At 61.2% G+C, this 23873-nt stretch carries 23 protein-coding genes; 9 read left to right on the top strand and 14 right to left on the bottom strand.

All coding sequences use genetic code 11. From position 1 onward, the window contains the following. Nucleotide 1 precedes the first annotated feature (1 nt). The 3 genes from dkgB to OH720_RS23130 all read right to left on the bottom strand — a co-directional run bounded on the left by dkgB (nt 2) and on the right by OH720_RS23130 (nt 2601). On the bottom strand, nt 2-805 hold the full coding sequence (dkgB, locus tag OH720_RS23140; protein WP_272603041.1) for a 2,5-didehydrogluconate reductase DkgB: 804 nt from the start codon (nt 803-805) through the stop codon (nt 2-4). Between the two features lie 232 nt (nt 806-1037). Next, nucleotides 1038-1577, bottom strand: a complete 540-nt coding sequence (locus OH720_RS23135; RefSeq protein WP_272603040.1) for a PaaI family thioesterase — start codon at nt 1575-1577, stop codon at nt 1038-1040. Nucleotides 1578-1692: 115 nt separating this feature from the next. Further along, nucleotides 1693-2601, bottom strand: a complete 909-nt coding sequence (locus tag OH720_RS23130; protein ID WP_272603039.1) for a LysR substrate-binding domain-containing protein — start codon at nt 2599-2601, stop codon at nt 1693-1695. A gap of 104 nt (nt 2602-2705) precedes the next feature. On the opposite strand from OH720_RS23130, the gene OH720_RS23125 reads away from it, so the two are divergent. From OH720_RS23125 to OH720_RS23105, 5 genes are all read left to right on the top strand, one after another. Then, complete coding sequence (locus OH720_RS23125) at nt 2706-3572, top strand: pirin family protein (RefSeq protein ID WP_272603038.1); 867 nt, start codon at nt 2706-2708, stop codon at nt 3570-3572. 92 nt (nt 3573-3664) lie between these two features. Next, nucleotides 3665-4348 (top strand): isochorismatase family protein, encoded by a 684-nt coding sequence (locus tag OH720_RS23120; RefSeq protein WP_272603037.1) that lies wholly within the window; start codon nt 3665-3667, stop codon nt 4346-4348. Between the two features lie 54 nt (nt 4349-4402). Further along, nucleotides 4403-5023, top strand: a complete 621-nt coding sequence (ycaC, locus tag OH720_RS23115) for an isochorismate family cysteine hydrolase YcaC (protein WP_180203651.1) — start codon at nt 4403-4405, stop codon at nt 5021-5023. A 175-nt stretch (nt 5024-5198) separates the two neighbouring features. After that, on the top strand, nt 5199-6641 hold the full coding sequence (locus OH720_RS23110) for a mechanosensitive ion channel family protein (protein ID WP_272603036.1): 1443 nt from the start codon (nt 5199-5201) through the stop codon (nt 6639-6641). A gap of 117 nt (nt 6642-6758) precedes the next feature. Beyond that, complete coding sequence (locus OH720_RS23105; RefSeq protein ID WP_180203649.1) at nt 6759-7199, top strand: carboxymuconolactone decarboxylase family protein; 441 nt, start codon at nt 6759-6761, stop codon at nt 7197-7199. A gap of 26 nt (nt 7200-7225) precedes the next feature. On the opposite strand, the gene OH720_RS23100 is transcribed toward OH720_RS23105, so the two are convergent. From OH720_RS23100 to OH720_RS23090, 3 genes are all read right to left on the bottom strand, one after another. Beyond that, a complete protein-coding gene (locus OH720_RS23100) occupies nt 7226-8818 on the bottom strand; it encodes a DHA2 family efflux MFS transporter permease subunit (protein ID WP_272603035.1) in 1593 nt (530 codons plus the stop codon). Continuing rightward, the gene (locus tag OH720_RS23095; protein WP_272603034.1) at nt 8815-9933 is read right to left on the bottom strand and encodes an HlyD family secretion protein; all 1119 of its coding nucleotides are present in this window, start codon (nt 9931-9933) and stop codon (nt 8815-8817) included. The genes OH720_RS23100 and OH720_RS23095 overlap by 4 nt, the downstream gene beginning before the upstream one ends. A gap of 93 nt (nt 9934-10026) precedes the next feature. Next, entirely contained in the window at nt 10027-10791 is a 765-nt protein-coding gene (locus OH720_RS23090) for an AraC family transcriptional regulator (RefSeq protein ID WP_272603033.1), read from the bottom strand. A gap of 98 nt (nt 10792-10889) precedes the next feature. On the opposite strand from OH720_RS23090, the gene OH720_RS23085 reads away from it, so the two are divergent. Then, nucleotides 10890-12053 (top strand): multidrug effflux MFS transporter, encoded by a 1164-nt coding sequence (locus OH720_RS23085; RefSeq protein ID WP_272603032.1) that lies wholly within the window; start codon nt 10890-10892, stop codon nt 12051-12053. 127 nt (nt 12054-12180) lie between these two features. On the opposite strand, the gene OH720_RS23080 is transcribed toward OH720_RS23085, so the two are convergent. Continuing rightward, nucleotides 12181-13362, bottom strand: a complete 1182-nt coding sequence (locus OH720_RS23080; RefSeq protein WP_272603031.1) for an acetyl-CoA C-acyltransferase family protein — start codon at nt 13360-13362, stop codon at nt 12181-12183. Then, nucleotides 13359-14141 (bottom strand): enoyl-CoA hydratase-related protein, encoded by a 783-nt coding sequence (locus OH720_RS23075; RefSeq protein WP_272603030.1) that lies wholly within the window; start codon nt 14139-14141, stop codon nt 13359-13361. Before OH720_RS23075 ends, OH720_RS23080 begins: the two co-directional genes overlap by 4 nt. 217 nt (nt 14142-14358) lie before the next feature. Between OH720_RS23075 and OH720_RS23070 the strand changes: the two genes are divergently transcribed. From OH720_RS23070 to OH720_RS23060, 3 genes are read left to right on the top strand one after another with little or no spacing between them, the layout of a single operon-like run. Then, complete coding sequence (locus OH720_RS23070; RefSeq protein WP_272603029.1) at nt 14359-15465, top strand: polyamine ABC transporter substrate-binding protein; 1107 nt, start codon at nt 14359-14361, stop codon at nt 15463-15465. Nucleotides 15466-15504: 39 nt separating this feature from the next. After that, on the top strand, nt 15505-16923 hold the full coding sequence (locus tag OH720_RS23065; protein ID WP_272603028.1) for an aminotransferase: 1419 nt from the start codon (nt 15505-15507) through the stop codon (nt 16921-16923). Further along, nucleotides 16920-17828: a helix-turn-helix domain-containing protein gene (locus OH720_RS23060; RefSeq protein WP_442967222.1), complete on the top strand. Its 909-nt coding sequence runs from the start codon at nt 16920-16922 to the stop codon at nt 17826-17828. Before OH720_RS23065 ends, OH720_RS23060 begins: the two co-directional genes overlap by 4 nt. Nucleotides 17829-17972: 144 nt before the next feature. Here the strand turns inward: OH720_RS23060 and OH720_RS23055 are convergent, their stop codons facing one another. The 6 genes from OH720_RS23055 to OH720_RS23030 all read right to left on the bottom strand — a co-directional run bounded on the left by OH720_RS23055 (nt 17973) and on the right by OH720_RS23030 (nt 23760). Beyond that, nucleotides 17973-18287 carry a hypothetical protein gene (locus tag OH720_RS23055; RefSeq protein WP_272603026.1) on the bottom strand — a complete coding sequence of 105 codons (315 nt, stop codon included), beginning with the start codon at nt 18285-18287 and terminating at the stop codon, nt 17973-17975. Between the two features lie 509 nt (nt 18288-18796). Further along, the gene (locus OH720_RS23050) at nt 18797-19105 is read right to left on the bottom strand and encodes an addiction module antidote protein (RefSeq protein ID WP_272603025.1); all 309 of its coding nucleotides are present in this window, start codon (nt 19103-19105) and stop codon (nt 18797-18799) included. Between the two features lie 2 nt (nt 19106-19107). Beyond that, on the bottom strand, nt 19108-19401 hold the full coding sequence (locus tag OH720_RS23045) for a type II toxin-antitoxin system RelE/ParE family toxin (protein WP_272603024.1): 294 nt from the start codon (nt 19399-19401) through the stop codon (nt 19108-19110). Between the two features lie 291 nt (nt 19402-19692). After that, a complete protein-coding gene (paaZ, locus tag OH720_RS23040; RefSeq protein ID WP_272603023.1) occupies nt 19693-21747 on the bottom strand; it encodes a phenylacetic acid degradation bifunctional protein PaaZ in 2055 nt (684 codons plus the stop codon). A 61-nt stretch (nt 21748-21808) separates the two neighbouring features. After that, complete coding sequence (locus tag OH720_RS23035; protein ID WP_272603022.1) at nt 21809-23455, bottom strand: cation acetate symporter; 1647 nt, start codon at nt 23453-23455, stop codon at nt 21809-21811. Next, complete coding sequence (locus OH720_RS23030; RefSeq protein ID WP_008056246.1) at nt 23452-23760, bottom strand: DUF485 domain-containing protein; 309 nt, start codon at nt 23758-23760, stop codon at nt 23452-23454. Before OH720_RS23030 ends, OH720_RS23035 begins: the two co-directional genes overlap by 4 nt. Nucleotides 23761-23873 lie beyond the last annotated feature (113 nt).

Genomic DNA, 23873 nt, shown 5'->3' with positions numbered 1-23873 from the left:
TTTAGTCCCAGGCTGGCGCAAGGCCCTTGGGGCTGGTCAGGCGATGGCCGCGATCCAGGCTGGCGATCGATGCCATGTCGGCATCGCTCAACGTGATGGCGCTGGCCTGGAGGTTGCCGGCGAGGTTGGCGCGTTTGGTCGACGAAGGAATCACGCCATAGCCCAATTGCAGTGCCCAGGCCAGGGTGATTTGTGCCGGGGTCGCTTGAAGGCGATCGGCGATCTGCGCAATCACCGGATGCTTGAGCACTTCACCGTAGGCCAGGGTCATGTACGAGGTGATGTGGATGCCCTGGCTTTGCGCGAACTCGACGACCTGGCGGTTTTGCAGGTAAGGGTGCAGTTCGATCTGGTTGGTGGCGATGTTCTCGGCGCCGACAGCGGCAATCGCCTGTTTCATCAGGTCGATAGTGAAGTTGGAGACACCGATCTGCCGGGTCAGGCCCAGCTGTTTGGCTTCGAGCAAGGCCCCCATGAATTCTTCGACCGGCACCTGGTCTTCCGGCGACGGCCAGTGAATCAGGGTCAGGTCCAGGTAGTCGGTCTGCAGTTTTTGCAGGCTCTCCTTGAGGCTGTCGATCAGGCGATCCTTGGCGAAGTTGGCGACCCAGATCTTGCTGGTGATGAACAGGTCTTCGCGGGCAACCCCGCTGGCGGCGATGGCCTGGCCGACGTCGGCTTCGTTTTCGTAGATCTGCGCGGTGTCGATGACCCGGTAACCCAGTTCCAGGGCGGTGCTCACCGAATCGATGACCACCTGGCCTTGCAAGCGAAACGTACCCAGGCCGAAAGCGGGGATAGACATGAATGACTCCAGAGGTTGCAGTGGGAATGGCCGCGAGTATCCACGCCCGTATCCGTGAGAAAAACCGCTGGATGGGCAAAGCAATGTTTACCGCAGATCAAAAATCGATGGGCAGTCTGGGGATTGAAGGTGTCTGGGCAGACGCCTTCGCGAGCAGGCTCGCTCCCACATTGGATCGCTGTCCCCTGTGGGAGCGAGCCTGCTCGCGAAGAATGCGACTCGGTTTACAGACTTACCCCAGCGCCTCAAGAATCATGCAAGTCGTCGTCCCCGTCGCATACAGCCGCCCATCCACATCATAAATCCGCCCCTCGGCCAACGCCGTCGAACGCCCCAGATGCACGATCTTGCCCTCGGCCCGCACCGGTCCGCTGGCGTTGTTCAGGGCCCGGACATAACTGATACGCAGATCCAGCGTCGTATAACCCTGGCCTTTTTTCAGTTGCGTATGGACCGCGCAGCCCATGCACGAATCCAGCAAGGTCGCCGCATAACCGCCATGCACGGTGCCCAGCGGGTTGTAATGCCGCGCATCCGGTGTGCCCTGAAAAATGAACAGCCCGGCGGACCATTCAATAGGGATGAAATCCATCAGGGCCCCAATGGGCGGCGAGGGCAGTTCACCGTTGCCGATGCCCTCGAAAAACTCGGCGGGCGACAGGGCGCTGACTTCGGCCAGGGACAAACTGCCAGGCCCGGCAAGGCGGGCGCGCATGGCCTGTTCCTGGGCGATCCATTGGGCGAGGGTGGCTTCGCGGCTTGGGCTTTGCATGTACAGATCCTCAGCTGAGAAAATATTATGATTGTAATTTTTCAGCATGTTATGCCCAAAGTAAAATCTGCGCTACCCCTCAAACCAGCTTGCCGCTGAAAGCTTGCAGCTGCCCTCAGGCAATATCACTGCGGCTGAACTCCTCGCCAAGAAAGTCGATCAAGGTCCGCACCGACGGCAGCAGGCCACGGCGTGACGGGAAGATCGCATGGATAACGCCACTTTTGGGCGCCCAGCCCGGCACCAGTTCGACCAATTGGCCGGCGGCGATCTCATCGCGCACCACCACGCTGGGCAGGTGGACAATCCCGATGCCGGCTACCGCCGCGTGACGCAAGGCCAACAGGTCGTCGGTGACCATTCGCGGCGCATGCCTGATCATCGCGCTGCTGCCATCGGAGCCGAACAACTCCCACTGGTACTCGCGTTGCACCGTCCCCCAGTGCAGGCTCGGCAAACCGCTTAGGTCAGCCGGGGAGGCGGGTGTCGACAGGCGCGGTAAAAAGGCCGGGCTGCCCACCACGCTCTGGGTGCTGTTACCCAGCACCTTCATCACCATGTCGGTGTTTTCCAGCGGCGGAAATCGCACCCGCAGCGCGATGTCGAAACCCTCGTGGATCAAGTCGACCCGGCGGTTGGTGCTCTCGATGAACAACTCCACCAGTGGATATTTGAGCAGGTAGCGGGTCAGCATCGGCCCGACCCAGGAGTTGAGCAACGCCGTCGGACAACTGATGCGCACCACGCCCTGGGGTTCGGAGCGGTTACGTTCGATCAGTTCGGCGGCGCTTTCCGCCTCCACCCGCATCGCCAGGCAACGCTGGTAGTAAGCCTGGCCGATTTCAGTCAGCGAACAATGCCGGCTGCTGCGATGCAGCAACCGTACGCCGAGGCGTTCCTCGAGTTCGGCAATGCGTCGGCTGAGCTTGGACTTGGGCATGTCCAGGGCCCGCCCGGCCGCGGCGAAACCCTGATGTTCCACCACTTGGGTGAAGTAGTAGAGGGTGTTGAGGTCTTCCACCATCGTTCTCCAGATAGAACGCTAAAGCTGATTTTTGCAGTCTAGCGCAGCAAAGGTCACGGTTTTAAGCTCTGTCCATGGCTTCACCCACCTCATCAGGAGACACCATGAAAAACATCATCGGTATCTACACCAGCCCGCGGGCCCATTGGGTCGGCGACGGTTTTCCGGTTCGCACGCTGTTTTCCTACGACAACCTGGGCAAGCACATCAGCCCGTTCCTGCTGCTGGATCATGCCGGCCCCGCTGAGTTCACCCCGACCACCGCGCGACGTGGCGTTGGTCAGCATCCGCACCGCGGGTTCGAAACCGTGACTATCGTTTACAAGGGCGAACTGGAACACCGCGACTCCACCGGCAGTGGCGGCAAGATCGGCCCCGGCGACGTGCAATGGATGACCGCCGCCTCGGGGATTCTCCATGAAGAGTTTCACTCCGAAGGTTTCGCCAAGAGCGGCGGCACCCTGGAAATGGTGCAGTTGTGGGTCAACCTGCCGGCCAAGGACAAAATGGCCGACGCCGGTTACCAGACCATCCTTGATGGTGACATCCCGAGCATTGCCTTGAAGAACAACGCCGGCAGCTTGCGCTTGATCGCCGGTGAATTTGAAGGCCACAAAGGGCCGTCGCGCACCTTTACCCCAATCGACGTCTGGGACCTGCGCCTGAATGCCGGCAAGTTGCTCACACTGGATCTGCATGAAGGACGCAACACCGCACTGGTGGTTTTGCGCGGCACGATTGAGGTCAACGGCCTGGAGTCGGTGCGTCAAGGGCAGTTGGCCTTGTTCGACCGCGAGGGCGATCAGATGACCCTCCAGGCCAGCGAGGACGCGGTGGTGCTGCTGCTCAGCGGCGAACCGATCGACGAACCGATCGTCGGCCACGGACCGTTCGTGATGAACACCGAGCAGGAAATCCACCAGGCGTTCGCCGACTTCCAGTCCGGTCGCTTCGGCCAGATGCACGGTTAATCCGCTTCGCTCCAACAACCCGCTCTACACAGGATGAGTAGGCCGGTTCCCAGGCCAGGGATGGCTGTTGCCTGTCAAAAGAGGAAACACTGATGAACACCGTCAATGCGGCCAACTTCAATGGCCAGAAACCGACGATCGACCCCAATGACAGCGCCATGCTGTTGATCGATCACCAGAGCGGACTGTTCCAGATCGTCAAGGACATGGATGTACCGCAACTGCGCGCCAACGCCATCGCCCTGGCCAAGGCGGCAACCTTGCTGAAGATGCCGGTGATCACCACCGCTTCGGTGCCGCAAGGGCCGAACGGGCCGCTGATTCCGGAAATCCACGAGGCGGCACCGCATGCCCAATACGTGGCCCGCAAGGGCGAAATCAACGCCTGGGATAACCCGGAGTTTCACGCGGCGGTAAAAGCCACCGGCAAGAAAACGCTGGTGATCGCCGGCACCCTGACCAGCGTGTGCCTGGCGTTTCCGTCCATTGCGGCGGTGCATGAAGGCTACAAGGTGTTCGCCGTGGTCGATGCCTCGGGCAACCACTCCAAGTTGGCCACTGATCTGACAGTTGCCCGCCTGGCCCAGGCCGGGGTGGTGCCGATCGACATCATGGCTACGCTCTCAGAGCTGCAAGGCTCGTGGAACCGTCCGGACGCCGAGCAGTGGGCCGCTGTCTATGCCCAGGCCATGCCGCATTATCAATTGTTGATCGAGAGCTACCTCAAGGCTCAACAAGTGGCGAACGAACATGAAGTGCTGGATTCGCAGCGCTAACCGGGAAAACCACGCCGACTTTTTCGGCATCGATAACACGCGAGGACTACTGCCATGACAACTTCCTACAAGCGTCTCGACAAGGACAACGCCGCCGTTCTGTTGGTGGATCATCAGACAGGCCTGCTGTCGCTGGTGCGCGACATCGACCCGGATCGTTTCAAGAACAACGTACTGGCCCTGGCCGATCTGGCCACGTACTTCAAGCTGCCGACCATCCTCACCACCAGTTTCGAAACCGGCCCCAACGGCCCACTGGTGCCCGAGCTCAAGGCACAGTTCCCGGATGCCCCGTACATTGCGCGTCCCGGTCAGATCAATGCCTGGGACAACGAAGACTTCGTCAAGGCGATCAAGGCAACCGGCAAGAAGCAATTGATCATCGCCGGTGTGGTCACTGAAGTCTGTGTAGCGTTTCCGGCACTCTCGGCGCTGGCCGAAGGCTTCGATGTCTTTGTCGTCACCGATGCTTCCGGTACGTTCAACGAACTGACCCGTGAATCGGCGTGGAATCGCATGTCCACCGCCGGCGCGCAGCTGATGACCTGGTTCGGCCTGGCCTGTGAGCTGCACCGCGACTGGCGCAACGACGTCGAAGGCCTGGGCACGCTGTTCTCCAACCACATCCCGGATTATCGCAACCTGATGACCAGCTACAGCACCCTGACCAAGTAACCCGGCACGCATCGCCCTCTGTAGGAGCGAGCCTGCTCGCGATTTTCGTCAACGATAACGCGTTCTGTCTGGATCAACGCGTCGCTCTCTGGTTATTCGCGAGCATGCTCGCTCCTACTACACTCTGGCCAATGTGTGAGATCTTTCGCACATTGTCCCGCGCCGGAGTTGCTTGATGCTGTCGTTACTGACCGAACACCCGCTGGTTTGCGCCTTGGTCCTGATCCTCACCGATCTGGTGTTGTGGCGCCTGATCGGTACCCGTGGCCACAACGTGAAACTGCTGGTGCGGGTGGTGATTTTCTCGCTGTTCAGCCTGGTGCTGTTCAACGAAGGCATGAACCCGCTGGAGCCTGCGCCCTGGGTCGACAACGTGCCGTTGCATCTGGCGGCCACCGGGTTGCAGATCGGCTGGTGGCTGTTCGCTGCACGCACCCTGACCGTGCTGATCGGTGCGGGCATGATGCAGCGGGTAGGGCACACCGGGCGACTGTTGCAGGACTTGCTCGGCGCCGTGATTTTCCTGGTCGCGGTCATCGCCGCCCTGGCCTACGTGCTCAATCTGCCGGTCAAAGGCGTACTGGCTACGTCCGGCGCCTTGGCGATCATCGTCGGCCTGGCCTTGCAAAGCACCCTCAGCGACGTGTTTTCCGGGATCGTGCTGAACACCACCAAGCCCTATCAACTGGATGACTGGATCGCCATCGACGGCACCGAAGGCCGGGTCATCGACATCGATTGGCGGGCCACGCGCTTGCAGACCTCCCAGGGCAGCATGATCGTGATCCCCAACTCGCTGGCGGCCAAGGCCAAGATCACCAACTTCAGCCGGCCCAGCGATATGTTCGGCCTTTCGATCAGCTTGCAGGTCAGCCCCCATGTCCGTCCGCAGATCGTGATCGATGCCCTTGAGCGGGCAATGCAGGGCTGCCGGACCTTGTTGACGTCACCCGGCGGCAAAGTCGCGCTCAAAAGCTCCAGCGCAGCCGGCAACGAATACGAAATCAGCGGGTTTGTCGCCTCGATGAGCGAAAAGCGCTCGGTACGCAATCAACTGTTCGATCTGGCCTACCGGCATTTGCGCGCATCAGGGATCCATTTGCTGTCGAGCGTCGAAGCCAACCCGTCGAGCGACCTCACCCGGCCACGGGCGCTGCTCGACAGCTCGCCGCTGTTCTCCACCCTGCGCCACGAAGAGAAGGAAACCTTCAGCCAGAACATGTCCCTGCAATCCTTCCGCACCGACGAGACGATACTGGAGGCGGGGGAGGTCAGCGATCACTTGTTCATCATCGAGTCCGGGGTGGTTTCGGTCACGTTGAACCGTCATGGCACGCCCATCGAATCCGGGCGCATGGGGCCGGGGGAGGTGATCGGCGAGGCCGGCATCCTGACCGACAGCGCGCTACCCGCCCAGTTCACCGCGAAAACCCCGTGCACGCTTTATCGCATCGAAAAGCAGTACCTCAAGCCCTGCCTGGATGCCCGTCAGGACATCAACGATGCGATGAAGACCTTGCTGGATTTCCGCCTGAACAAGGCAAAGTCGCTGATCGCCGATGTGCCCGTCATTGTGCCGAAGAAAGGGTTCTTGCACTGGCTGCGCAGTCGAGTGTGAAGGGGGAATAGTCACTACGCGGGCCATTGGCCTCCTCGACTTCGGCCGGATTGGCTATTTGTGCGCGCAGGCCTTGGGGCTAACTTAGTGGCACACCCACTTGCCCAGGAGCATGCCATGCAACCGCGTATCGATTTCTACACCGCTTCCCCTGACGCCCTCAAAGCCATGATCGCCCTGGAAACCGCCGTTTCCAAACTGCCGCTGGAAAAGTCCCTGATCGAACTGGTCAAGTTGCGCTCTTCGCAAATCAACGGTTGCGCCTTCTGCATCGACATGCACACCGCTGACGCGATCAAGGCCGGCGAAACCCCGCGTCGCCTGTTCGCCGTGACGGCCTGGCGCGAAGCACCCTTCTTCACCGAGCGCGAACGCGCCGCACTGCTCTGGACCGAATCGCTGACCCAGCTCAGCCTGACCCATGCGCCAGACGAAGACTACGAAGTGGTCGCCGCCCAGTTCACCCCCAAGGAAATGGTCGACCTGACCGTCGCGATCAACACCATCAACGGCTGGAACCGCCTGGCGGTGGGCTTCCGCAAGACGCCTCAGGCCTGATTTTCGCCTATGACGAGTGCCGAGCCTCAATGCGCATCGGCACTCGGCGCAGCCGGTGGTTGCACCTTGCGCATCAAGGGCACCATCGCCGTGGCGACGATGAAGCAGACCATGATCATCAGGAACGCATCGCCGTAGGTTTGTGTCTGCGCCTCGCGGTAGGTCAGCAGCCAGAGCTGACGCAGGCTGGCGGTGACACCCAGGTCGCCGCTCTGGCCAAGGGCGGCGAAGTTGTGGCCGACCTGGGACAGCCACTGGTTGAGGGCTTCGTTGGTGCTGTTGAGGTTCTCCGCCAGCCGGGTGAAATGCAGGTTGGTGCGGTCATTGAGGATGGTCGCGCAGGCGGCGATGCCGATGGCGCCGCCCAGGTTGCGCATCAGGTTGAACAGCCCCGAAGCGTGTTTCAGTCGCGCTGGCGCGAGGCCGCCGAGGGTCAGTGTCACCGCGGGCGGTACCGCCAGTTGCTGGGCGATCCCGCGCAGCGCTTGTGGCAGCATCAATTCCCTGGCCCCCCAGTCATGGGTGATCGGGCTGAAATCCCACATCGACAAGGCGAACAAGCCGAGGCCGGTCATCATGATCCAGCGCAGGTCGACGCGGTTGGCCAGAAAGGCGTACAGCGGAATCGCCATGATCTGGAACACGCCGGTGGAGAAAACCGCCAGACCAATGTCCAGCGCGCCATAGCCACGTACCCGGCCGAGGAACAACGGGGTCAGGTAAATGGTCGCGAACAGGCCGATGCCGGTGACGAAGGAGAAGAAACAGCCGAGGGCGAAGTTGCGGTCTTTCAAGGCCCGCAGGTCGACGATCGGGTTGGCCACGTGCAGGGTGCGGCCAATGAATGCCAGGCCCGCCAGGCCGCTGATCCACGCCGTGGTCAGGATCGTGCGGTCGCTGAACCAGTTCCAGCGCGGGCCCTCTTCGAGGGTGTATTCCAGGCAGCCGAGAAACAGCGCCAGGAACACCATGCTCAGATAGTCGGCGCCCTTGAGCAGCGACAGTTCCGGTTGGTCGATCTTCACCAGCATCGGCACGGCCACGGCCACGAAAATTCCCGGCACCAGGTTGATGTAGAACAGCCAGTGCCAGGACGATATGTCGGTGATCCAGCCACCGATCACCGGCCCCAGGGTAGGGGCCAGGGACGCCACCGCGCCGATGGTTGCAGCGGCGATCACCCGTTGCTTGCCGGTGAAGAAAACGAACGCCGTGGTGAACACCATCGGGATCATCGAGCCGCCGAGAAAGCCTTGCAGGGCGCGGAAGGCGATCATGCTCTGGATGTTCCAGGCCATGCCGCACAACAGGCTGGTCAGGGTAAAACCCACCGCTGAGGCGCAGAACAACCAGCGTGTGGAAAACACCCGGGACAGCCAGCCAGAGAGGGGGATCACGATGATTTCGGCGATCAGGTAACTGGTCTGCACCCAGGCGGTTTCATCGGTGCCGGCGGAGAGCCCGCCGCCGATGTCACGCAGCGACGCCGAGACGATCTGGATATCCAGCAACGCAATGAACATGCCGATGCACATGCTGGCGAAGGCGAACACCTTGGTCGCCGTCGCCATGTTCGCGGCATTGAACGGTTGTGCCGGGGCGGCGAGGGCGCGGCTCATGGCGCGCTGGCCACGGCTGGCGTTTCAGGCGCCTTGCGCGTGTCCACTTCGGCGGTGACCGACAGGCCGGGGCGCAGGTGGCCAAGCACGCCGTCGGCCGGGTCGAGGTGGATGCGCACCGGTACCCGCTGGACGATCTTGGTGAAGTTGCCGGTGGCGTTTTCCGGTGGCAGCACGCTGAATTGTGAGCCGCTGGCCGGTGCCAGGCTGTCCAGATGACCATGGAATTCCTGGCCCGAAAGCACGTCGGCGTGAATGATCACCCGCTGCCCAGGCACCATGCGTGCCAGTTGATCCTCCTTGAAATTGGCATCGACCCACAGGCCGCTGGACGGCACGACCGACAGCAGCTGCGAACCGGCCTGGGCATAAGCGCCAACCCGTGCCCGTCGATTCCCGATCACCCCGTCCACCGGTGCGCGAAGTTCGGTGTAGCCGACGTTCAACTGCGCCAGGTCGCGTTCGGCACGGGCCTGAATCAGGGCCGCGCGGGCTTGTTGTTTCTGTGTGGCGATCACGTTCAGCTGCCGTTGCGCGGCCAACAGCTCAGCCTGGGCGCGGTTGCTTTGGGCCTGGGCGGTCTTGAACGTGGCGTTGGCCCGTTGCGCGCTTTCCACTGAAACGGCGTTGGTGCTGACGAGCTTTTTGTAGCGTGCATCGTCATCGCGTGAACGGGCGGTTTCGGCACCGGCGGCATCGATGCCGGCGCGGGCCTGGCCGATCACGGCCTGTTGCAGTTGTTCGGTGGCGTCGAGGTTGGCGAGCAGGGCTTCCTCAGCCGCCACCGCACCCTCGGCCTTGGCCAGGTTGGCGCGGTAGTCGCGCGAATCGAGGCGGACAAGCACATCACCGGCCTTGACCTTTTGATTGTCGGTCACCAGCACTTCATCGATGTAACCCGCCACTTTAGGCCCGATCACCGTCACGTTGCCACCGATGTAGGCATCGTCGGTTTCCTCGATGAAGCGGCCGGCGGTCCACCAGTGCGCGGCGTACACACCAGCGAGTACCAGCGCGGCGATGCCCAGTGTCGGCAGGAGCAGGCGTTTGAGCAGCGGCTTGCGAGTGTTCACCGGGACAGCAAGGTCGGGCTCTACGGTGGGCATGCTGGTCATGGAGGATTACCTGTGGGAAGCGTTTAATTACGAACGTAATATGACGCATGTAATATTTAGTCGCAAATGATTTTTGCTGCCGGCTGTCAGGTTCTATTTCAGCCAGTCGCCCGGGGTGATTCCGGTCATGTCCTTGAAGAACGCGATGAAGGCGCTGTCACTGGCAAAGCCGAGTTCGAAAGCGCTGTAGCCGATGTTGCGTCCGGTTGCGAGCAGTTCGATGGCGCGCATCAGGCGCCACTGTTGTCGCCATTGCTGATAACTCATGCCGGTTTCACGCTGGAAGATTCGTCCGATGGTGCGGCCGCTGGCACCTAGTTGTTGCTGCAGGACCTGAAGTCTGGGTGGCAGTTTCTCGGGGGTGGCCAGTAGGGGTGCCAGGCGTTTATCCGACGGCAGTGGCAGCAACATCGGTTGGCGGGCGGCGTCGCGTATCTCGCTCATGCACAGGGCCAGCAGATGAAGGTGTTTTCCCTGCTGCCAGTCGGTGGCGAAGTCGGCGTTGGCGATCGACTCCAACACCACCCGCAGCAACGGGCTGACTTCGATGACGCAAACCTGTTGTGGCAGCTCTGCGCAAAGCGCGGGGGAGAGGTAGATGGAGCGGTAGTCGACGCTTTTATGCATGACGGCGCGATGGGCAACGCCGGACGGTATCCAGGCCGCGCGGGAGGGCGGTAACAGGCACAGCTGCTGCGCCAGGGTAATGCGCATGCAGCCCTGACGGGTAAACAGCAACTGCCCGCGTCGATGCTGATGCATGCCCGAATCGTGATCGCCGAGTGTCGCGGCGATGCCGATGACGGGCGCGTCATGGCGATCGGGATCGAAGGGTGTGTGGGCTTCCAGCCAAGCCATGCTTTGTCCGATTTCATTGATAAGTTGGCAGGGTTTCGATAGTACGCCACTTGCGGCTGCTTAAGCTGTTCAGCGGATTTCTTGCGAGTGAAGTTGTGATGAACGGAAAAAAGCTCCTCCTCTTGGCCGTTGCCCTGCTGATGTTTCCGCAGATCGCCCAAACCCTCTACAGCCCGGCGTTGGCGGATATCGGCCAGGCCTTTTCTGTCGGCCCACAACAAGCGGCGCAAACCTTGTCGGTGTTTTTCCTGGCTTTCGCGTTCGGTGTAGTGGTGTGGGGACGGCTGTGTGATCGCATTGGGCGTCGACCATCGATGCTCGCCGGCCTGGTGTTGTACGCCGTTGCGTCGACGATGGGGCTCAGTGCCGGCACCTTCGATGCGCTGTTGGTCGCGCAAGGCCTGGCCGCGTTCGATGCGGCGGTGGGTTCGGTGGTTACGCAAACCGTGCTGCGCGACCGCTTCCAGGGTGCGCAACTGGCCCAGGTTTTTTCGGTGATGGGCATCGCGTTGGCGGCCAGCCCGGCGATTGGCTTGTTTACCGGTGCGAGCTTGGTGCAGGCCTTCGGTTATCGGGGTGTACTGGCCTGTCTTTTAGCGCTGTCGCTGGGGCTGTGGCTCTGGTGCCTGCGAGACCTGCCGGAAACCCGACCACGGGTGGTGAAAACCCCGGCACTGTTCGAGACGCTGTGCGCAATGCTGCGCGACCGTGACGTCTGGTGGTCGACGCTGTTGGTCGCGGCATTCAACATTGCCCTGTTCAGCTACTACAGCCTCGGCCCCTTCGTGTTCCAGCGCCTGGATTTGGGCGCGCAGTGGTTTGGTTATAGCGGCGTTGTCCTGGCCCTGGGCTCCGGCCTTGGCGCCTGGTTCAACAAACGGCTGTTGCAACGTGGACTGAGCGGGCATCAACTGATCCAGGTGGCTGCCGCGATGATGGTGCTGGGCGCGAGCGGTGTGTTGCTGCTGGAGCACAGCGTTCTGTTTGTCCTGCCGATGCTGTTGGTGGTGCTGGCGTTCGGCATGGCGATCCCCAACATCCTTGGCTCGGCCCTGGTCAACTATGGTGATCGACTGGGCACGGCGGGCGCGTTGTTCGGATTGCTGTATTACCTGTTGATCGGTGGCGGGCTGATGCTTGCAGCCTGGGGGCAGGCCTTGGGGCAGACACTGTTGCTGTGTGCTGTATTGGCGCTGATGTTGTCGGCGATCAAGTGGCGGGATGCGCGCGTGACGAGCCGCGACGGAAAGGATGTTGCCTGACCGTAGCACTGCCGGTGTAGGAGCTGCCGCAGGCTGCGATCCTTTGACCTTGATTTTTCAGGATCAAAAGATCGCAGCCTCGTTTCACTCGACAGCTCCTACAGCTCCTACAGCTCCTACAGAGGGATCAGGCGCGTTCGAAAATCGCCGCAATGCCCTGGCCACCGCCGATGCACATGGTCACCAGCGCGTAACGGCCATTGACGCGGTGCAGTTCGTGGATGGCCTTGGTGGCGATGATGGCGCCGGTCGCGCCCACCGGGTGACCCAGGGCGATGCCCGAGCCGTTCGGGTTGACCTTGGCCGGATCCAGATCCAGTTCCTGGCTGACTGCGCAGGCTTGTGCGGCGAAAGCGATGTTGGCTTCGATCACATCCATGTCGGCGACAGTCAGGCCGGCGCGCTTGAGCGCCAGGCGTGTGGCCGGGATCGGGCCCAGGCCCATCAGTTCCGGTTCTAGGCCGGCGTGGGCGTAGCTGACCAGTCGGGCGAGTGGGCGCAGGTTGTTGACCTGTACCGCAGCGCCGGTGGCCATGACCAGTGCGGCGGCACCGTCGTTGAGGCCCGAGGCGTTGCCGGCGGTGACCGAGCCGTCCTTCTTGAACGCCGGCTTCATCGCAGCCAGCTGTTCCAGGGACGTGGCGCGTGGATGCTCGTCGACGTTGAACAGCTTGGTGCCCTTGCGATCCTGGATTTCCACGGTCGCGATCTGGTCATTGAAGTAGCCGTTGGCAATCGCATGGGCTGCGCGTTTCTGGTCTTCCAGGGCCAGGGCATCCTGCATTTCACGGGTGATGCCGTTGCGTGCGGCGACGTTTTCCGCGGTGATGCCCATGTGGATGTTCTGGAACGGGTCATGCAGGATGCCGAGCATGTAGTCGACGGCCTGGACATTGCCCATGCGCGCCCCCCAACGGGCGGATGGCAGCAGGTACGGGCCGCGGCTCATGGATTCGGCACCGGCGCCGATGGCGATGTCGGCATCGCCCAGCAGCAGGGTCTGCGCCGCGCTGATGATCGCTTGCAGGCCCGAACCGCACAGGCGGTTGACGTTGTAGGCCGGGGTTTCCTTCGGGATGCCGGCGTTCATCGCGGCAACCCGGGAGATGTAGGCGTCGCGGGTTTCGGTCGGGATCACGTGGCCCATCACCAGATGGCCAACCAGCGCCGGGTCTACGCCGGCCCGTTGCAGGGCGGCTTTCACGGCGGTGGTCGCAAGCTCCGACGGTGGCACATCCTTGAGTGAACCACCGAAGGTGCCAATGGCGGTACGGGCGGCGCTGACGACGTAAATTTCCGGGGTGTTCATGGTTGTGTTCCTTTCGCTGGATTCTTATCTGTACTGCGATTGAGCAGGGCGTTCAAGGCCGTTTTCGCCTCGACGGTGTTGAGGCGCTGGATGAACAGCAGGTTTTCTTCGCGCAGGGTGGCTTGCAGTTCGGCCATGCCGGCCTGCGTCATCAATTGCCGGGATTGGCGCAGGGCTTGCTGGGGCATCGCCAGAAAGCGTTGGGCAATTTTGTTTGCCGCAGCCATGCACTGTTCGCCGTCATCAAAGGCTTCGTTGGCCAGGCCCCAAGCCACCGCCTCGTTGCCATCGAGGCTGTCGCCCAACAGCAGCAGGCGCGCCGCACGGGCCTGGCCCAGCCGGCGTGGCAACAGCAGGCTGGCGCCGAACTCGGGGCACAGGCCCAGATTGACGAACGGCGTACGCAGCTTGGCATTACGGGTCACCAGCACCTGGTCGCAATGCAGCAGCAAGGTGGTACCGATGCCGATGGCGGCCCCGCACACTGCCGCGATCAACGGCTTTTGCAGGTGGGTCACGGCGCGCATCAGGCGGAATGCCGGGCTGTCCAGGTGCGTTGGCGGCTCTTGCAGAAAGTCCACCAGGTCGTTGCCACTGGTAAAACAGTTCGGGCCACCGGTCACGATGACCACCTGGATTTCGTCGTTCTCGTCAGCCGCAAACAGCAGGTCGGCCAAGCGCGTGTACATGCCGTTGGTCAGTGCGTTGAGCTTGTCTGGGCGATCGATGGTCAGTGTCAGCACGCCATCGCGCAGTTCTTGTTTGATCAGGTCGGTCATGGATGGCTCTGGCAGAGTCGGTTCAACGGACACTTTAAGCGTCAGGCAATCCCCGCAGCTATGACAAAACGGGTCAACCGACCTGATGCTTTTTGCCATATCGCGCCGTGAAAACAACCCACACACCCATTCGGGGTATGGTGCGGTCCGGCGAATCCACCAATAGTAGGGTCATCGCTCATCCAGAGCCGAACTCGCTTGATAAGGTGCATTTGCTATGGGCAAGACACTGCTTAAGGTGATTTCCAGTCTGTTTGTTGTACCGCTGACCCTGAGTGCCCACGCCGGTGAGGTGAACGACAGCAATACGCTGCGGCTGTACAACTGGGCGGACTACATCGGTGAGAAAACCCTGGCCGATTTCGAAAAGGCCACCGGGATCAAGGTGATCTACGACACCTTCGACGCCTATGAAACGGTGCAGGCCAAGTTGCTCACGGGTCACTCCGGTTATGACCTGATCGTGCTGAATGCCTCACTCGCGCCGCCGCTGATCCAGGCCAAGGTGTTCCAGCCTCTGGACAAGAAACTGCTGCCGGGCTGGAGCAACCTGGACCCGAAGGTCTTGCACGACCTGCAAGGGTTCGATCCGGGCCCGACCTACTCGGCGCCTTATACCTGGGGCAGCAACGGCATCACCTACAACGTCGACAAAATCAAGGAGCGCATGCCGGATGCGCCGATCGGCTCGCTGGCGATGATTTTCGATCCGAAGATCGTCTCGCGCTTCGCCGACTGTGGTGTGACCCTGGTGGATGCGCCCACCGAAGTGATCCCCCTGGCGCTCAAGTACCTGGGCCGCGATCCGCGTAGCGCCAAGCCGGAGGACCTGAAAGCAGCGCAGGAACTGTTGCTGTCGGTGCGCCCGTATATCCGCAAATTCGACTCGGTCAATTACCTGACCAGCCTGCCCAACGGCGACGTGTGCATGGCCATGACCTGGTCCGGCGACTACGCGACGGCCATGGCCCGCGCCGAAGAAGCCAAGTTGAACATCAACCTGTCCTATTTCATTCCCAAGGAAGGCTCGCTGATCTGGTTCGACAACATGTACATCCCGGCCGACGCGCCCCATGTCGCCAACGCGCACAAGTTTCTCGAATACCTGATGCAGCCGCAGGTGATGGCGGACGTCACCGATTACATCCATTACGCCAACAGCAACGCGGCAGCCACACCTTTGTTGAATGCCGATGTGCGCAACAACCCGGCGATCTACCCCGATGACGCCACCCGCGAGCGCCTGTTCCCACAGAAAACCCAGGACGCCAAGGACATGCGCGCCATGACCCGGGTCTGGAGCACGGTGAAAAGCGGCATCTGATTCGTTCGATCGTTAGTCAATCCGGTTAGAGGTTTATTTATGGCGACGCCAACACGCACCGTTTTTTCCCCAGCGGACGAGTCCCGGCTGGTCAAGGCCGACAAGGCCCACCATATGCACGGCTATCACGTGTTCGACGAGCACGCCGAACAAGGCTCCCTGAACATCGTCGCAGGCGACGGCGCCTACATCTACGACACCCAGGGCAACCGCTTTCTCGATGCGGTGGGCGGCATGTGGTGCACCAATATCGGCCTGGGCCGTGAGGAAATGGCCCAGGCCATCGCCGATCAGGTGCGGCAACTGGCCTATTCGAATCCGTTTTCCGACATGTCCAACAACGTGGCCATCGAGCTGTGCGAAAAGCTCGCCAGCCTGGCGCCCGGCGACCTCGACCACGTGTTCCTCACCACCGGCGGCTCAACCGCCGTGGACACCGCGTACCGCCTGATCCAGTACTACCAGAACTGCCGCGGGCTGCCTGAAAAGAAGCACGTCATCGCCCGTTTCAACGCGTACCACGGCTCCACCACCCTGACCATGTCGATCGGCAACAAGGCCGCCGACCGGGTGCCGGAGTTCGATTACGCCAACCCGCTGATTCACCACGTGTCCAACCCCAATCCCTACCGCGCGCCGCAGGGCATGGACGAGGCGCAGTTCCTCGAGTTCCTGGTCAAGGAGTTCGAAGACAAGATCCTGTCGATTGGCGCGGACAAGGTCGCCGGGTTCTTCGCCGAACCGGTGATGGGTTCGGGCGGGGTGATCATTGCGCCCAAGGGCTACCTCAAGCGCATGTGGGAAGTCTGCCAGCGCTACGACATCCTGTTCGTCGCCGACGAGGTGGTCACGTCGTTCGGGCGCCTGGGCAAGTTCTTCGCTTCAAAAGACGTATTCGACGTGCAGCCCGACATCATCACCACCGCCAAAGGCCTGACCTCGGCGTACCTGCCGCTGGGCGCGTGCATCTTTTCCGAGCGCATCTGGAAGGTCATCGCCGAGCCGGGCCAGGGCCGCTGCTTCACCCACGGCTTTACCTACAGCGGCCATCCGGTGTGCTGCACGGCGGCATTGAAGAACATCGAAATCATTGAACGGGAAAACCTGCTGGCCCACGTCGACGATGTCGGCGGTTATCTGGAACAGCGCCTGGCCACGTTGCGCGATCTGCCACTGGTGGGTGATGTGCGATGCCTGAAATTGATGGCGTGCGTGGAGTTCGTCGCCGACAAACGCACCAAGGCGTTGTTCGCCGATGAGATCAACATCGGCGAGAAGATCCATGTGCGGGCCCAGGCCAGGGGATTGCTGGTGCGGCCGATCATGCACCTGAACGTGATGTCGCCGCCGCTGATCCTGACTTATGCCCAGGTCGATGAAATCGTCGAGATCCTGCGCGAATGTATCCTCGAAGTGGCGGCCGAGCTCGAGGCGAGCGGGCAGTACGCCGGCCAATGATTTCGTCAGTCGGGTTGTTACCAAGGGCGTGTGCAGCCGCTAGACTGCGGGGCATGAGCAAACCAGACGACGATACGCTGATCGCAATGCCCTTCGGGGCGTTGCACAAATGGCATGGGGGAATGCGCGAGGCATTCGCCCATATCGATGAGCCCGACGCCCTGCAATACCTGGCGTCGGCGTTGGCGCAGCTGGTGTCCATCGAGTCGATGATGATCAGCCTGGAGCGCAAGGACCGCGCGCCGCAGCTGCTGTATCAGCGCGGGATTGCCCAGGAGTATCAGGTCTCGATACTCGAACGCTATTTTGCCGGTGGGTATTTGCTCGACCCGTTCTGCCTGGCGGTGGAGCAGGGGTTGGCGCAAGGCTTTTATCACCTGGAAGAAATCGCGCCGGACAACTTCTTCGACAGTGATTACTACAAGGCTTATTACCTCAATGCGGGCTGCTCGGAAGACAGCTACTACATCGTCGATACCGGTAATGACACCAAGATCTCGGTGAGCCTCTATCAAGGTTTCGGCGGTGCATGCCTGCGGGCCGACCAATTGAACTTGCTGCGCGCCGTCGAACCGCTGGTGCGTGAATTCATCAGCGAATTCAGCCAGCGTGGCCTGCTGCGCAGTAGCGAGATCCAGGGCAATAACGATCAAGGCCTGCGCGATGATCTCAAGCATCGGGTGCAATCGGCGTTCGAGCAATTCGGTTGCGACGTACTGACCGACCGCGAGCGCGAAGTGGCGCACATGGTGCTGCGCGGGCACTCGGTGAAATCCACGGCCAGCCAGATGAACATCTCCCCGGAAACCGTGCGCATGCACCGCAAGAATCTGTATTTGAAGCTGGAGGTGGGGTCGCAGTCGGAGTTATTTGCGCTGTTTATCGAGTGGTTGCGCGGGCATTGATTGCCTGACACAACCGATACACTGTAGGAGCGAGCCTGCTCGCGATGAGCGTCCAGGCGGCGCGTTCAGTCAGACAGCCTGCGTTATCGTTGACCACCATCGCGACGGTGCGACGATTCGACAGGCTCGCTCCTGTAGGGCTGGTCAGCGCGCCCGTAACCGTCGCCCGACCACATCCAGCACATCACAGCCATCGCGCAACGGGATGGCGCAAAGCAATGAAAAGTCGCTGAGGATGAAGGATTCGCATTCGATCGAACCACGCATGGACAGGTTTTCGAGTACCTGGGTCACGGTTCGGATTCGGTAGTTGGCGGCGTCCATCAGGATGTCGAGCGGTGCGTGGGTGTCGACGAAGAGGGTGGGCATGTCAGTGCAGTTGCTGGTCAATGCCATGAAGCGGTTGTCGGGGTGAGGGGTTGGTTTTTCGTAGGGTGGATCGGGATGAATGGTTTTCATGGTTTCGAGCTCTCATTTAGAAAATGGAGCTGCCAAAGGCCTTTCCTACGGGCCTGGGTGGCAGCCATGTACGGGGTAGGAAATCGAGATCTGAGAGCACCTCTCGACCACGCCGAAGCATGCCCGTACATGGCCACCGCGGCTGATCTTACGGACGCATTCGAACGGCCGCAAACCAGGCAATGACGCCATAGTGTGCATCTCAGATTCTGGAGGCTCCTACACCCCATCACTGAATTTCAGTGACCCCCAAAGACTATCGAATGAGCACCTTCCAAACCAGTTCACGCAAATCGCCACAATTCGAAGGAAATCTCCGAAGACCTTGTCCAGAAATGTCCTAGGACCTACGCAATGAATATCCGCAAAACGGGGCAGTTGATTGTGGGTGAGGGACAACGGGCATACCCTAAGCCTAGGAAAAACAGAAATTTCCTACGTCAATTGACGCCTGAACCACCTCAATCCGTGGGGGAGCGAGCCTGCTCGCAATGGCGGTGTTGATCCACTCAAGAGTTTGAGTGATTGATGACATGACCCGGTTGCGCACATAGATCGATACCCAGTGCGTGAATCACTTTCAAAACTGTATTGAAACGTGGTTTTGCGCCAGGAGCGAAGGCCTTGTACAAGCTTTCGCGACCCATTCCGGAATTTTTTGCTACCTGTGTCATGCCGCGGGCTTTTACAACGTACCCGACGGCACGAAGAAACTCCTCATTGTCACCGTCTGCCAGCACCTGGGATAGGTACTCGCTGATGGCCTCGTCGCTGTCGAGCAGAGCCGCCATATCGAAAGTCGTCAAAGTCTGGCTCATGGCTAGACCTCCTTTGCCAATTTTTTTGCACGTTTGATATCAGCGTTTTGTGATGACTTGTCGCCCCCTGCAAGCAAGACGATGACGACAGTCTTGCGCATCGTGAAGTAAATCCGGTATCCGGCACCTACATCCACGCGCATTTCGGAAACGCCATCACCTACTGGTTTGATATCGCCCAAATTTCCCGCGCAAGCGCGTTCAATGCGACGAGCAATGGCAATCCTGGCCCGCAAATCACGGATGGAGGTGTGCCATGCGGAGAAAATCGCTGTTTGCTGGACAAGATAATTCATTGCGTGACTGTATCCAAATGGATACGGATGAACAGTCAGACATTTCTTGGATTACCGATGGTTTTTTCCGCGAAATATGTGGGACTGTGGGGCACGGCGGGGATCTTTTGTGGGTATCAGTGAACGCAAATTTGAAGTTCGACAGAGAACGAAATGTGGGAGCGGGCTTGCTCGCGAATGCGGTGTATCAGTCAATGATGATGTCGACTGGCATTCCGCATTCGCGAGCAAGCCCGCTCCCACATTTGATCCTGGTTGACCACAAGATTTGTGGTCAACCAGGAGGCTTGATCAATCCTCGCGTTTGACCACCAAGGTCAAAATGTCATAGCTGGCCACCAGCTCACCGAGCTGGTTGGTGACTTCCACATCCCACGCCACCACCCCTTGCGGGATGCCTTGCGGGCTCTTCTTGCCCTGGTCGATCTTGCGTTTGCAGGTCAGGCGGGCCTGGATGGTGTCGCCGATGCCCACCGGGTTGATGAAGCGCAGGGTGTCGAGGCCGTAGTTGGCCAGGACCGGGCCGACGCCTGGAGATACGAACAGGCCGGCGGCGGCCGACAGCACGAAGTAGCCGTGGGCGATGCGCTTGCCGAATTGCGATTCCTTGGCCGCGATGTCGTCGAAGTGCATGTAGAAGTGGTCGCCCGACAGGCAGCCGAAGTTCACAAGGTCCGCTTCGGTGACGGTGCGACGGTGGGTCAGCAGCGACTCGCCGATCTGCAGGTCCTGGAAGTAGCGACGGAACGGATGCACTTCGGTTTCGATGACCTTGGCACCGCGTACGTACTCGCCGGTGACCGCCGCCAGCATGGTTGGCGAACCTTGTACGGCTGCGCGTTGCAGGTAGTGTTTCACTGCACGCAGGCCGCCGAGTTCTTCACCGCCGCCGGCACGACCCGGGCCACCGTGCTTGAGCTGTGGCAGTGGCGAGCCGTGGCCCGTCGATTCACCGGCGCAGTTACGGTCCAGCACCAGCAGACGGCCGTGCAGTGCAGCGGCCACCGGTACGGCTTTGGCCGCGATTTGTGGGTCCTTCGTCACCAGGCTGGCCACCAGGCTGCCTTTGCCGCGTGCGGCCAGGGCCAGTGCTTCGTCCAGATCGTCGTAGGCCATCAGAGTGCTGACCGGGCCGAACGCTTCGATGTCGTGAGCGCCGCCTTCGGCATGCGGGTCGCGGGCCTGCAACAGGGTCGGGGCGAAGAATGCGCCCTTGTCGACGTTCTCGCCGCGCGGTTCGAAACCGTCGCGGGCGCCGAACAGCAGGTCGCTGCTCTGCAACAGCATTTCCAGGCGCTCGGCAACGTCTTTCTGTTGATCGTGGGACGCCAGCGCACCCATGCGCACGCCTTCCACCGACGGGTCGCCGACCACGACTTTGGCCAGGCGATCACGCAGGCGCGTGGCCACCGCATCGATGTGCTTGGCCGGGACGATGGCGCGGCGGATGGCGGTGCATTTCTGCCCGGCCTTGGTGGTCATTTCCCGGGCGACTTCCTTGATGAACAGCTCGAACTCTTCGTCGTCCGGGGTGACGTCCGGGGCGAGGATCGCGCAGTTCAGCGAGTCGGCTTCGGCGGTGAACGGCACCGAGTTGCGGATCAGGTTCGGGTTGACCCGCAGCTTGGCGGCGGTGTCGGCCGAACCGGTGAAGGTCACCACGTCCTGGCCTTGCAAGCGGTCGAGCAAGTCGCCGGTGCCGCCGATGATCAGTTGCAGGCTGCCCGCAGGCAGCAGGCCGGATTCGTCCATCAGGCGTACCACGGCTTCGGTCAGGTAGCTGGTGGCGCTGGCTGGCTTGACGATGCACGGCATGCCGGCGAGGAAGCTCGGGGCGAATTTTTCCAGCATGCCCCAGATCGGGAAGTTGAAGGCGTTGATGTGCACCGCCACGCCACCGCGCGGCACGAGGATGTGGGTGCCGGCGAAGGTGCCCATCTTGCTCAGTTGCAGCGCCGGGCCTTCGTGGACCACGTTGCCCGACGGCAGCTCACGGGAACCGAGGCTGGCGTAGGTGAACAGGGTGCTGTTGCCGCCTTCGATGTCGATCCAGCTGTCGGCACGGGTCGCGCCGCTGTGGTGGGAGATCGCGTAGAGCTGTTCCTTGCGCTCGGCCAGGTACAGGGCCATGGCTTTCAGGCGTTGGGCGCGTTGCTGGAAGTCCAGCGCCATCAGGCCGCTGACGCCTTGGCGGCGACCGTGTTCGATGGCTTCGGCGAAGTCCGGGCGCTCTTCATGAGTGCGGAAGATTTCATGGCCGTCGACGGCGCTGCGCAGGATTTGCGCGCCTTGTTGGCCGATCCAGCGGCCGGCGATGAAACTCTGCAGGGTAGGGGCGTGGGACATTGCAAATGCTCCGGGTTTGGTCAGTGTCTGGCGCAGCCGCAGCCGCGCCGGTCATAAAGGATTAGTGTTGGCTGGCGCCCGAGGCGCCGATGCCGGTCATGGAACGAATGAACTGCGCCAGATAACGGCCGCGCTCAAGGGCGGCACGTGGCGAACGGTCGGTGACGGAAAACAGCCAGGCGCTGAAGAAAGCGAGGCTCATGGAAAACAGGGCCGGGTTGGAGTACGGGAACAGCGCCTTGTCGTGATGCATGACGTTGACCCATACCGCCGGGCTCAACACCAGCAAGACGATGGCCGACACCAGCCCCATCAGGCTGCCGATGACCGCGCCACGGGTGGTCAGGCCTTTCCAGTACATCGAAAGGAACAGCACCGGGAAATTCACCGACGCGGCGATGGCCAGTACCAGGCCGGACAGGAAGGCGATGTTCTGCGATTCGAACAACAGGCCAAGGATGATCGCCAGCACACCGATGCACAGCGTGGCGATTCGCGATACGCGCATTTCCTGCTGTTCGCTGGCCTGACCCTTGCGCATCACGCAGGCATACAGGTCGTGGGAAACCGCCGAAGCGCCGGACAGCGCCAGCCCGGCCACCACCGCCAGGATGGTGGCGAAGGCCACCGCCGAGATGAACCCGAGGAACAGGTTGCCGCCGACAGCCTGGGCCAAATGCACGGCGACCATATTGCCGCCACCGATGATCGCGCCAGCTGCGTCGCGGTACGCCGGATCGGTGCCGACCATGACGATCGCGCCGAAGCCGACAATGATCAGCAGCAGGTAGAAGTAGCCGATGAAACCGGTGGCGTAGAACACGCTTTTACGCGCTTCCTTGGCGTCGCTGACGGTGAAGAAGCGCATCAGGATGTGCGGCAGGCCGGCGGTGCCGAAGATCATGCCCAGCCCCAGGGAAATCGCATCGATCGGGTTGGACAGCAAGGCGCCGGGCGCCATGATCGCGCTGCCCTTGGCGTGCACGGCGGTGGCACCGGCGAACATCGCTTCGGTGCTGAAACCGAAATGCTTGAGCACCATGAACGCCATGAAACTGGTGCCGAACAGCAGCATCACCGCCTTGATGATCTGCACCCAGGTGGTGGCGAGCATGCCGCCGAAGGTGACGTAGAACACCATCAACACGCCGACCAGCATCACCGCATAGAGGTAGTCGATGCCGAACAGCAATTCGATCAGCTTGCCGGCGCCAACCATCTGCGCCACCAGGTACATCAGGGCGACGGTCAGGGTGCCGAAGGCCGAGGTCAGGCGCACGGGTGTCTGTTCCAGGCGATAGGAAACCACGTCGGCGAAGGTGTATTTACCGAGGTTGCGCAGGCGTTCGGCGATCAGGAACAGGATGATCGGCCAGCCGGCCAGCACGCCCAAGGCGTAGAGCAAGCCGTCGTAGCCGTTGAGGAACATCATCGCGGAAATGCCGAGGAAGGATGCTGCCGAAATCATGTCGCCGGCAATCGCCAGGCCGTTCTGGAAACCGGTCATGCCGCCACCGGCGGTGTAGAAGTCACTGGCCGAGCGGGTGCGCAACGCGGCCCAGCGCGTCACGCCGAGGGTGAACAGCACGAACAGCATGAACATGCCGATGGCGTTCCAGTTCAGTGGACGGGAGGCGCCGTCTGCAGCCACGGCCATGTCCGTCACCACTGCCAGCGGCAGCAGGAACAACGCGAGAAGGCGGCTCATCGGATGCACTCCTGCTTGAGTTTTTCGTTCAGCGGGTCGATCACGTTGTTGGCGCGATAGACATAGAAACCGGTCAAGGCAAAGGCCAGCACCACGATCACCACGCCCACCAGCATGCCCACGGTGGTCACGCCGCCGCTCAGGGACTGGCCGAGCGTGGAGGGGGAGAACGCCACCAACAGGACAAAGCCGAAATAGATCACCAGCATGATCAGCGACAGCGACCAGTACAGCGCCTGCTTGCGGCGTACCAGCTGGATGAAGTCGGGGTGCTGGTGGATGAGTTCTATGTCTTTGGGGCTCATGGTGGTGTCCTTTGTTGTTTTTGTTGTGGGCGCAGCTATGGGATACAACACAGATCATTGTGGGAGCGGGCTTGCCCGCGAAGACGGAATATCAGGCGACATCAATGTTGAAT

Origin of the sequence: Pseudomonas sp. WJP1, assembly GCF_028471945.1 — a bacterium.
Taxonomy (GTDB): domain Bacteria; phylum Pseudomonadota; class Gammaproteobacteria; order Pseudomonadales; family Pseudomonadaceae; genus Aquipseudomonas.
This window is presented reverse-complemented; position numbering and strand designations above follow the sequence as displayed.

Excerpts from the sequence above, each read along its gene's own strand:
- dkgB (WP_272603041.1), bottom strand. The coding sequence starts at position 805 with ATGTCTATCCCCGCTTTCGGCCTGGGTACGTTTCGCTTGCAAGGCCAG.
- OH720_RS23135 (WP_272603040.1), bottom strand. The coding sequence starts at position 1,577 with ATGCAAAGCCCAAGCCGCGAAGCCACCCTCGCCCAATGGATCGCCCAG.
- OH720_RS23130 (WP_272603039.1), bottom strand. The coding sequence starts at position 2,601 with ATGGTGGAAGACCTCAACACCCTCTACTACTTCACCCAAGTGGTGGAA.
- OH720_RS23125 (WP_272603038.1), top strand. The coding sequence starts at position 2,706 with ATGAAAAACATCATCGGTATCTACACCAGCCCGCGGGCCCATTGGGTC.
- OH720_RS23120 (WP_272603037.1), top strand. The coding sequence starts at position 3,665 with ATGAACACCGTCAATGCGGCCAACTTCAATGGCCAGAAACCGACGATC.
- ycaC (WP_180203651.1), top strand. The coding sequence starts at position 4,403 with ATGACAACTTCCTACAAGCGTCTCGACAAGGACAACGCCGCCGTTCTG.
- OH720_RS23110 (WP_272603036.1), top strand. The coding sequence starts at position 5,199 with ATGCTGTCGTTACTGACCGAACACCCGCTGGTTTGCGCCTTGGTCCTG.
- OH720_RS23105 (WP_180203649.1), top strand. The coding sequence starts at position 6,759 with ATGCAACCGCGTATCGATTTCTACACCGCTTCCCCTGACGCCCTCAAA.
- OH720_RS23100 (WP_272603035.1), bottom strand. The coding sequence starts at position 8,818 with ATGAGCCGCGCCCTCGCCGCCCCGGCACAACCGTTCAATGCCGCGAAC.
- OH720_RS23095 (WP_272603034.1), bottom strand. The coding sequence starts at position 9,933 with ATGACCAGCATGCCCACCGTAGAGCCCGACCTTGCTGTCCCGGTGAAC.
- OH720_RS23090 (WP_272603033.1), bottom strand. The coding sequence starts at position 10,791 with ATGGCTTGGCTGGAAGCCCACACACCCTTCGATCCCGATCGCCATGAC.
- OH720_RS23085 (WP_272603032.1), top strand. The coding sequence starts at position 10,890 with ATGAACGGAAAAAAGCTCCTCCTCTTGGCCGTTGCCCTGCTGATGTTT.
- OH720_RS23080 (WP_272603031.1), bottom strand. The coding sequence starts at position 13,362 with ATGAACACCCCGGAAATTTACGTCGTCAGCGCCGCCCGTACCGCCATT.
- OH720_RS23075 (WP_272603030.1), bottom strand. The coding sequence starts at position 14,141 with ATGACCGACCTGATCAAACAAGAACTGCGCGATGGCGTGCTGACACTG.
- OH720_RS23070 (WP_272603029.1), top strand. The coding sequence starts at position 14,359 with ATGGGCAAGACACTGCTTAAGGTGATTTCCAGTCTGTTTGTTGTACCG.
- OH720_RS23065 (WP_272603028.1), top strand. The coding sequence starts at position 15,505 with ATGGCGACGCCAACACGCACCGTTTTTTCCCCAGCGGACGAGTCCCGG.
- OH720_RS23060 (WP_442967222.1), top strand. The coding sequence starts at position 16,920 with ATGATTTCGTCAGTCGGGTTGTTACCAAGGGCGTGTGCAGCCGCTAGA.
- OH720_RS23055 (WP_272603026.1), bottom strand. The coding sequence starts at position 18,287 with ATGAAAACCATTCATCCCGATCCACCCTACGAAAAACCAACCCCTCAC.
- OH720_RS23050 (WP_272603025.1), bottom strand. The coding sequence starts at position 19,105 with ATGAGCCAGACTTTGACGACTTTCGATATGGCGGCTCTGCTCGACAGC.
- OH720_RS23045 (WP_272603024.1), bottom strand. The coding sequence starts at position 19,401 with ATGAATTATCTTGTCCAGCAAACAGCGATTTTCTCCGCATGGCACACC.
- paaZ (WP_272603023.1), bottom strand. The coding sequence starts at position 21,747 with ATGTCCCACGCCCCTACCCTGCAGAGTTTCATCGCCGGCCGCTGGATC.
- OH720_RS23035 (WP_272603022.1), bottom strand. The coding sequence starts at position 23,455 with ATGAGCCGCCTTCTCGCGTTGTTCCTGCTGCCGCTGGCAGTGGTGACG.
- OH720_RS23030 (WP_008056246.1), bottom strand. The coding sequence starts at position 23,760 with ATGAGCCCCAAAGACATAGAACTCATCCACCAGCACCCCGACTTCATC.